Below are 1,696 nucleotides of genomic sequence, written 5' to 3'. Positions count from 1 at the left end.
CTTCTTCAGAATAGCCAATTTTACTCACCATGTTTTATTGCTCCTCTCGTAAAGCCTATACAGTATAGTATACTATATTTCTCTCTACGACAACTATCTTAACACATAGGGCTTTTCCCCGTTGTAGTTCTCTGGAGTAGATAACAATTCGCAATAGTTATCCTCCCACTCGTATAGAAGTGGGAATCTTTCCTTCTGAACTGTCGTTTTAAAAAATCCAAAGTTCCTTGAACTTTTAAGTTTTAACTAGATATTATTTTTACAGAAATGCATGTTATTAGTGTATTGTTATTAATTTTAATCCAACAATCCCACTAACTATCAATGCAATACAAATTATATGCATAATATCAAATGGCTCTTTAAACAAAACAGCACCTAAAATTACAGTCCCAATAGTGCCTATACCTGTCCAAATTGCATATGCAGTTCCTATTGGAAGGCTTTTTAAAGCTAGTGATAAAAAATAGAAACTTGCAATCATCCCTACTAAAGTAAACACGCTAGGCATCATTTTTGTGAATCCTTGTGAATATTTTAATCCAATTGCCCATTCGACCTCAAACATTCCCGCTACCACTAAATATAACCATTGCATAATCATTTCCTCCTAAATTAATATTTTTTTATAATTGATTATTTAATAATAATATTTATGGCATAATTTCAACAAAAAAAAGCCAAAGAAATATTATTTAAAATATCTCCCAGGCTTTTATCCTTCCGTGTACACAGTAACTGTGCGTCTTCTCTTGGACCAGTCCAGTCATAAACTGCGGAACCCTAGAAAACTATACAAATCATTTAATTTTACAATATATAGAAAATTATAACACAAGGTTATATGGACTTCAACATATCAATTTTTAAAGTATCCTTCTTGCTGTTACAAATGATGATCTCCAATACCCGCTTAATTGAGTTGTTTGCACAACTGTACCAGTTTTCCGTGCTTGTATAAATTTGTTGTTTCCGATATATAATCCTACATGCTGATCTCCTATAAAAAAGACTAAATCCCCTGCTTTAAGACTATTTACACCAACAGATTTACCTTTTCTTACTTGCTGATAAGTTGTTCTAGGTAAAGCAACACCAACACTTTTGTAAACGTATTGAGTTAACCCTGAGCAATCAAATCCAGTAGATGGTGATGTTCCCCCATATCTATAACGAGTTCCAAGTAATTTATGTGCTTTTGATACAACAGTGTTCACTTTAGATGCTGAACTTGATGAAACAGTAGCAGCTTGTACCATTTTTATATAAAATCCATATGCATATCTAGTTTTTCCTTTATAAGTTACTTTGTAATAAGCACCACTTTTCCCTAAAGTATTAATCTTCGTATTCCTTGGCATAGAAACTAAAACCGAGGATTTAAGGGTTGGTTTCTGTCTAATGTTTAATGTACTTGCATTTACTACTCCACTAGCAGCAAATACAGTATGAGAGCCTGCTAGAGTTAATAAGATTGCGACTAAAGCTAATGTTTTTTTCATATACTTACCTCCAATATTTTGTTTAAATGTATACTACATTTAACTATTATATAAATTAATAAATTGATACATTAAGAACAAACTCTCCCTACGGTCGAGTAAAAACCCTTATGCCAAGCAAATATGATAATCTCATCGTCCTTTGATTATCATATTTGCATCACATTCTGGGCATAGAACAATAGGACTACCAC

2 protein-coding genes and 1 riboswitch are annotated in these 1,696 nt (G+C 32.4%); both genes read right to left on the bottom strand.

What is annotated here, in order from left to right; all coding sequences use genetic code 11:
- Window positions 1-277: 277 nt before the first annotated feature.
- On the bottom strand, window positions 278-598 hold the full coding sequence (sugE, locus tag KPL38_RS19130; RefSeq protein ID WP_216290725.1) for a quaternary ammonium compound efflux SMR transporter SugE: 321 nt from the start codon (window positions 596-598) through the stop codon (window positions 278-280).
- 104 nt (window positions 599-702) lie between these two features.
- A riboswitch (guanidine-I (ykkC/yxkD leader) is annotated at window positions 703-798 on the bottom strand.
- Between the two features lie 68 nt (window positions 799-866).
- The gene (locus KPL38_RS19125; RefSeq protein WP_216290724.1) at window positions 867-1,502 is read right to left on the bottom strand and encodes a C40 family peptidase; all 636 of its coding nucleotides are present in this window, start codon (window positions 1,500-1,502) and stop codon (window positions 867-869) included.
- Window positions 1,503-1,696: the final 194 nt, after the last annotated feature.

It is taken from the genome of Clostridium psychrophilum (assembly GCF_018861705.1).
In the GTDB taxonomy this organism is placed as follows: domain Bacteria; phylum Bacillota; class Clostridia; order Clostridiales; family Clostridiaceae; genus Clostridium_AD; species Clostridium_AD psychrophilum.
Note: the sequence above shows the minus strand (reverse complement) of the source record. Positions and strands in the feature narration are given on the sequence as shown.